The sequence below is a fragment of the Streptomyces sp. B6B3 genome (genome assembly GCF_039871525.1).
Lineage (GTDB): Bacteria > Actinomycetota > Actinomycetes > Streptomycetales > Streptomycetaceae > Streptomyces.
In genome coordinates, this window is sequence record NZ_JBDPLU010000052.1 from 1 (window position 1) to 7008 (window position 7008).

At 70.8% G+C, this 7008-nt stretch carries 4 protein-coding genes and 1 pseudogene; 2 read left to right on the plus strand and 3 right to left on the minus strand.

Annotated elements, in window-relative coordinates; genetic code table 11:
• Both ABGB06_RS39195 and ABGB06_RS39200 read left to right on the plus strand, forming a co-directional pair.
• Nucleotides 1–266 (plus strand): glycoside hydrolase family 95-like protein (locus ABGB06_RS39195; RefSeq protein ID WP_347600464.1); only part of this gene is annotated, 266 nt, incomplete at its 5' end.
• A 195-nt stretch (nucleotides 267–461) separates the two neighbouring features.
• Complete coding sequence (locus tag ABGB06_RS39200) at nucleotides 462–1925, plus strand: alpha-L-fucosidase (protein ID WP_347600467.1); 1464 nt, start codon at nucleotides 462–464, stop codon at nucleotides 1923–1925.
• Between the two features lie 210 nt (nucleotides 1926–2135).
• Here the strand turns inward: ABGB06_RS39200 and ABGB06_RS39205 are convergent.
• From ABGB06_RS39205 to ABGB06_RS39215, 3 genes and pseudogenes are all read right to left on the minus strand, one after another.
• Nucleotides 2136–2906 (minus strand): annotated as a pseudogene (locus ABGB06_RS39205) (ThuA domain-containing protein); the annotation flags it as partial.
• A 13-nt stretch (nucleotides 2907–2919) separates the two neighbouring features.
• A complete protein-coding gene (locus ABGB06_RS39210) occupies nucleotides 2920–5379 on the minus strand; it encodes a carbohydrate-binding protein (protein ID WP_347600470.1) in 2460 nt (819 codons plus the stop codon).
• A 566-nt stretch (nucleotides 5380–5945) separates the two neighbouring features.
• Nucleotides 5946–6782, minus strand: coding sequence for a FadR/GntR family transcriptional regulator (locus ABGB06_RS39215; protein WP_347600473.1), 837 nt, complete (start codon nucleotides 6780–6782; stop codon nucleotides 5946–5948).
• Nucleotides 6783–7008 lie beyond the last annotated feature (226 nt).

Here is a 7008-nt window from a genome sequence, read left to right on the forward strand (position 1 = left end):
CCCTCCCGCCCGAACTCCCCAACGGCCAGGTCACCGGACTACGCGCCCGTGGCGGCGACACCATCGACATCACCTGGGAGAACGGCGAGATCACCCACGCCACCCTCCACACCCACCACGCCCACACCGTCGCCGTACGCACGAGCGTCCCGATGACGGTGACGGCGCCGGACGACGACCACGTGGTGGCCGCACGCCGGACCGATCCCACCACCGTCACCTTCGACGCCACCGCGGGCACCAGCTACCGGCTGACCCGCCCGTAGAGAGGGAGCGACCGGAGATCCGGCAGGCACCATTCGTTCACGAGGCTCGCGATGCCGGGCCGGCCACGCCGATATCCGGGACCAACCAGAGGGTGAAAACGAACCAGCGATGCCCACCCCTGACAATTGGCCCGGCCCGGTCGCCGCGCTTACCGTCGTCAGCACGGACGAACACGCGTATCGGAGTGATGACCGGTGTCTGACGAGCCACGCCCCGGGCCCTTTCTGCCCACGCTGGAATCCCTTGGCAGTTTCGTCTGCCCGGACTGGTTCCGCGACGCCAAGCTGGGCATCTGGTCCCACTGGGGCCCCCAGTCCGTGCCCATGTACGGGGACTGGTACGCCCGCAACATGTATATCGAGGGCTCCGAGCAGTACCGCTATCACGTACGGAGATACGGGCATCCGTCGGAGTTCGGCTACAAGGATCTGGTGCGGCTCTGGAAGGCCGAGAACTTCGACCCCGACGGGCTGATGGATCTGTATGCCCGCGCCGGCGCCCGCTATTTCGTCGCGCTCGCCTCCCATCACGACCACTTTCTCACCTACGCGTCCCAGCTGCACCGCTGGAACGCGGCCCAGATCGGCCCCCGCAAGGACATCGTCGGCCTCTGGCAGGCCGCCGCCCGCCGGCACGGCCTGCCCTTCGGACTGACCGAGCACCTCGGCGCCACGTTCAGCTGGTGGTCCGTCAACAAGGGCGCCGACGCCCACGGCCCTCGGGCCGGAGTGCCCTACGACGGCACGGACGCCGCCTTCGAGGACCTCTACCTGCCCAATCACGAGCACCACGTTCCGGGACGGCCGGAGCCGGTGGACCCCTGGTACACCGGGAACCCCTGGTGGCACCGGCGCTGGCTGGAACTGGTGACGGAGATGGTCGACCGCTACCAGCCCGACCTGCTCTACTCCGACGGCGCGCCGCCCTTCGGCCCGCACGGCGTCGACGCCGGACTGCGCGCCGCCGCCCACCTGTACAACACCAGCGCCGCGGGGCACGGCGGGCGGAACCAGGCCGTCTACCTGCACAAGGACCGCCAGGAGCACCTTCGGCCCATCGGGGTGCTGGACATCGAGCGCAGCCAGGAGGAGCGGGCCACGCCCTCACCCTGGCAGACCGACACCTGCGTCGGCGGCTGGTTCTACGACGTGCGCGCCGTCTACAAGACCCCCGCCCACGTGATCGAGATCCTCGTCGACATCGTGGCGAAGAACGGCAACCTGCTCCTGAACATCCCGCAGCTGCCCGACGGCACCCTCGACGAGGAATGCCGCCACCTGCTGGCGGAGCTCGCGAACTGGATGGAGGTGTGCGGCGAGGGCATCCACCACACCAGGCCGTACCGCGACGGCACGGAGGGCCCCAGCGGCGTCGTCATCGACGGCTTCCGCGAGGACCGGGTCGACTGGACCGCCGCCGACCGGAGGCTCACCCAACGCGACGGGACCGTCTACGCCTTCCAGATGGCCTGGCCGAGGGACGGCCGCGTCGTCATCGGCAGTATCCCGCCCGAGCACCGCGTCGCCGCCGTGCGGCTGCTGGGTGCCGGGCCGGTGGCCTTCGACCGGATGCCCGACGGCGCACTGGTCGTCGACCTGCCCGAGCGGGCCCCCACTCCCTACGTCAACGCCCTCGCGATCGAGCTGGGGTCCGTCTGAGGCCGCAGGGCAGCGCCCTCAGGGCCGATGCCGAGGCTGACTGGGACTCGGACCGGCCCTGAGGGCATGGGGGGACGGGGTGAGGACGCCGCTTAGATCCTCACCCCGTCGTCCTGGTGGGCGGGCCCGCGGGTGGGCGGGCCCGCCGATCGGTCAGATGACCGGTGCGGAGCCGGACGCGCCGCCGTGGCCGTCGGCCCCGACGATGCCCGCGGCCCAGCGGATGCCGCCGAGCAGATGGCGGCGGAACGCCGGGTCGGCGTAGGACTCGGCGGTGTGGCCGCCGCCGGTGTAGAACGAGCGGCCTCCCCCGTACTCCCTGCACCAGGCGATGGGATGGTCGCCGTTCATGCTCCCGCCGCTGTAGCTGGACTCGTCCAGCGAGGCCAGCACCTGGACGTTCTCGCGCGGATTGGCGCGGTAGTTGTACCACTCGTCCGTGCGCTGCCAGGTGGCCTCGAGGTGGGCGGTGGCGTCGTGCGTCCGGTCCTCGACGACGACGGTGGCGGCCTGGATCGCCGGGTGGGACTGGAAGTACGCGCCGACCAGCTCGCCGTACCAGGGCCAGTCGTACTCGGTGTCCGCGGCCGAGTGGACGCCGACGTACCCGCCGCCGCCCGCGATGTAGCCCTCGAACGCCGCCTGTTGGGTGGTGTCGAGGACGTCGCCCGTGGTGCTCAGGAAGACGACGACCGCGAACCGGGCGAGGTTGTCACCGGTGAACGCGGTGGCGTCCTCGGTCGCGGTCACCGTGAAGGCGTTCTCGGCGCCCAACTCCCGCAGCGCGGTGATGCCCTCCTCGATGGAGTCGTGTCGGAAGCCCGCCGTCCTGGAGAAGACGAGGACCTCGTAGGGGGGATCTCCCGGATCCGCCGAGGCGCCCGCGGCCGTCGCGGCCGTCGCGGCGGTCGCCGCCGGCAGGGCCGCGGCGGTCAGGGCGCCCGCGGCGAGGAGCGATCGACGGGTCAGGTTGTTCGTCATGGGGGTGCTCCCTTCACTGGTGGGGGTCGCCCGAGGCCGCGCCGCCGGTGGTGAACGTGAAGTCGTCGACGTCGAGCAGGTAGCCGCTGGAGCCGGTGAAGACCAGGTAGAGCGTGGTGGTCCCGGCGGGGGCGTTGGAGAGGGTCGTCGTCACGTTCTCGAAGGTCTCCCAGCCACCGGTCTGTGGGACCTCGACGCTGCCGAGCAGTGTCCCGTCGGCCGAGCCGGCGCGGACCTCGATGGTTCCGCCGGATCCGCCGGAGGAGACCCGGGCGGTGAACTCGGTAGCGTCGGCGAGCAGGTAGGGCTCGAACGCGATCCAGTCGCCGTTCTCGATGTTGCCCGCGGTGCGGCCGCCGTGGGCGTTGTCGTGGCTGGCGACCTCGACGCCGCTCTGGTCGGAGAAGTGCTCGGCCTGGCGTTGGCTGGTCTGGGTGAGGTGCTGGTCGGATCCGGTGAGTCCGTCGGCGTCGGTGTATTCGGCGTTCCAGACGCCGAAGATGTTGGCGTTGGGGTCGTGCTCACCGTCGGAGAGGGTCTGCAGGGTGCCGGTGCAGCCGGTGGTCGAGGTCTGCTCGTGGGCGTGCTGGTCGTGGCCGATGAGGAAGGCCAGGGTGACCCGGGAGCAGTCGATCTCCTCGTCCTCGGGGTCGGTGACGGTGATCTCGTAGGGAACGGCGTCGCCGAAGTCGACGATCTGGCCGTCGGCGGGCAGTTCCAGAGTGACGGTCGGTGCGGTGTTGCCGACGGTGATCGGGACGGAGGCGGTGGCGGTCAGGCCGTCGGTGTCGGTGACGGTCAGCGTCGCGGTGTAGTCGCCGTTGTCGGTGTACGTGTGGGTGGGGTTGGCGCCGGTGGCGGTGGCGCCGTCGCCGAAGTCCCAGGCGTAGCTGAGGGAGTCGCCGTCGGGGTCGTTGCTGCCCTCGGAGGTGAAGGCGACGTCCAGCGGCGCCTGTCCGGAGGTGGGGTCGGCCGACGCCTGGGCGATGGGGGACAGGCCGCCGGAGACGTTCTCGATCCGGTACAGGCCGCTGTTGGCGTCGCCGCTGCCCCAGCCGGTGCCGTAGTCCAGGACGTACAGGGCGCCGTCGGGGCCGAACGCGGCGTCCATCACCTGGGTGCCGGACCAGGGGAAGGAGTTGATGGTGCCGGGGCTGCCGTCGTCGTTGACGTCGATGTTCTTGATCCAGCGGCGGCCGAACTCCAGGGCGAAGAAGTCGCCGTCGAACTCCTGGGGGAACTTGACGGCGGAGTTCAGGCTGGGGTCGTAGTTGTAGACCGGGCCGGCCATCGGCGACTCCGAGCCGGAGCCGAACTCCGGCCGGGACCCGCCGTCGTAGGGGATCCACGCCGGTTGGGCCGGCGGGAGGCTGGTCTGGCCGCTGTTGTTGGGGGAGTTGTTGGTGGGGGAGGAGCAGTTGAACGCCGATCCTGAGGAGCCGGTGGCGAAGTCGTAGTCGATGTAGGGCTGATTGTCGCCGACGCAGTAGGGCCAGCCGTAGTTGCCCGGTTCGGGCACCCGGGCGAACTCGACCATGCCGCCGGGGCCGCGGGTGGCGGAGGAGGTGCCGGCGTCGGGGCCGTAGTCGGCGACGTAGACGACGCCGGTGGCCTTGTCGACGCTGATGCGGAAGGGGTTGCGGAAGCCCATGGCGTAGATCTCGGGCCGGGTGCCCTCGGTGCCGGGCTCGAAGAGGTTGCCCTCGGGGATGTCGTAGGACCCGTCGTCGTTGACCGAGATGCGCAGGACCTTGCCGCGCAGGTCGTTGGTGTTGCCGGCGGAGCGCTGGGCGTCGTAGACGGGGTTGCGGTTGCTCCGCTCGTCGATGGGGGTGTAGCCGTCGGAGGCGAAGGGGTTGGTGTCGTCGCCGGTGGACAGGTAGAGGTTGCCCTCGGCGTCGAAGTCGATGTCGCCGCCGACGTGGCAGCACTGGCCGCGGGTGGTGGCCACCTCCAGGACGGTGACCTCGCTGTCGAGGTCCAGGGTGTGGTCGTCGTTGAGCGTGAAGCGGGAGAGCCGGTTGACGCCGTTCCACGGTTCGAAGTCCGCCGCGCTGCCCTGGCTGGGGGCGTCGCCCGAGGGGGTGTCGAGCGGGGGCGCGTAGTACAGGTAGATGTGGTGGTTCGTGGCGAAGTCGGGGTCGACGCCGATGCCCTGGAGGCCCTCCTCGTCGTGGGTGTAGACGTCGAGTTGGCCGGCGACGCTGGTGTTGCCCTCGGGGTCGGTGACCCGCACGGTGCCGTCGCGGGAGGTGTGCAGCACCGAGCGGTCGGGCAGCACGGCCAGCGACATCGGCTCGCCCGTCTCGGCGACGCCCTTGGCCAGCGTCACCTGCTGGAACTCCGCCGCGGCGGCGGCTCCCGCGGACGCGTCGGTCTCGGCCGACGCCGGCGACAGCAACGTCACCGCACCCGCCACCGCCAGCAACGAGCAGGCCGCCGCGGCGACGAGCCCTTTCAGTCGTTTGTACATGTGAATCCTCCGTAGCGCAGAGATCGGCTCGGTGGTGCGGCGCCGGTACAGGGCGGGCGCGTCGAACGGGCGCCTGCCCAGGGCCAGCCACAGGGGCTGGTGTGTGGGAGGGCTGGCCCTGGGTGGCACCGGCGCCCCACCACACGGTCGCTGCAGTCGACCGGTGTGGCGCGGCGGGTCTGTGGTGCGGTCTAGACCAGGGCGGACGGCGGTGGCGCCAACGGCCTTCGGGGCGCGATGGCGCGCCCTGGGCTGGCGGGCGCCGCCGTCATCGGGTTCCTGCCGACCCGGGGGTGGAAGTGACGGACTGACACGGAGATCTCCATGGCGGCTCGGCCGGCAAGGCCCACCCAGGCGGCATCCTGCGTCCTCAGGAGTCCAGCACCTGGCGGTGCGTGGGGGGAGACTCACCGGAGCAAACGAATGGTGCGCGTACGTGTCGTGAGCGGACCCGTGGGGCAGGCACCGGCCACTCCGGTCAGCTCGTTCGTTCGACATCACGAACGCCGACTGACACTTCAGACGTGACGGATCATAGGCGCGTCAGCCGAGGGGGTCAACATACGTCACATGTCTACGGGTTCGGCGGACCCCCGCGCCCGTGCCGGCGCGTGACCGGCCGCGGACCTGCCCTGGCGCCGCAGGCGCTCGGGGCTGCCGGGAGCGCTCCGGCGGACCAGCCAGGCGTCGGTGATGTGCGTGAACATCGCCTCGGCCGCGCCGCTCGGGTCGTGGGCGGCGATCCGCTCGTAGACGCGCCGGTGACCCTGGTTGGACGCGACGCACATGCCGCGCTCGGGCCGGCCGATGTACCGGGCGCTGCTGATCACCTGGCTCTCCAGGGCGCGCACCACGGCGCGAGCGATGCGGTTCCCCGAGGCCCGCATAACCGCGTCGTGGAAGGCGCGGTCATGCTCGGCGTACGTGACGTGGTCGTCGACGAGATCGTCCATCCGGTCCACGAGCGTGCGCAACCGCTCGACCACGTCCGGGGTGGCCAGCTGAGCTGCGACGTTCGCCATGTCGGACTCCAGCAGCCGCCGCGTGACGACCAGGTCGTCGAGGATCGCCAGGCTCTCGTCCTCGGCGATGGTCGCCACCAGGATCAGCTCGTCGAGCAGGTTCCACTGGGCCGGCGGGGTCACCACGGTGCCCGCGCCCTGGCGGACCTGCACCAAGCCCTTCTCCTGCAGCACCTTCACGGCTTCGCGGACTACCGTCCGGCTCACCGCGAACGCCTCGCAGAGGGCCGGCTCCGAGGGCAGGGACGAGCCCGGCGGGTGCACCCCGCGGACGACGCGTTCGACCAACTCGGCCGTGAGCGCGCTCGTCAGGTTGGCCGGACGCCGTACCCAGGCCGGTGGTGCCGAGGCGCTCGGCGCCACCTGATCGGATGCCGTCATCCTGTCCCCTCCGATGGTCCCGACCAGCGGCGCCACAAGCCAGGTCAGTATACGCGTCGGCCTGCTTGACGTGAGACGTCATACGAATCGTGTCCGGAGCGGCAGGCCGTTCTCGGTGGGGTTCAGGGGTGTGGGTGGTGGGGTGGGGCGGTGCTGGCGCGGGTGATGAGTTGGGTGGCGAGTTCGACGTGTTCGAGGGGTGGTTGTTCGCCGCGGGCGAGGGTGA

Excerpts from the sequence above, each read along its gene's own strand:
- ABGB06_RS39210 (WP_347600470.1), bottom strand. The coding sequence starts at position 5,379 with ATGTACAAACGACTGAAAGGGCTCGTCGCCGCGGCGGCCTGCTCGTTG.
- ABGB06_RS39215 (WP_347600473.1), bottom strand. The coding sequence starts at position 6,782 with ATGACGGCATCCGATCAGGTGGCGCCGAGCGCCTCGGCACCACCGGCC.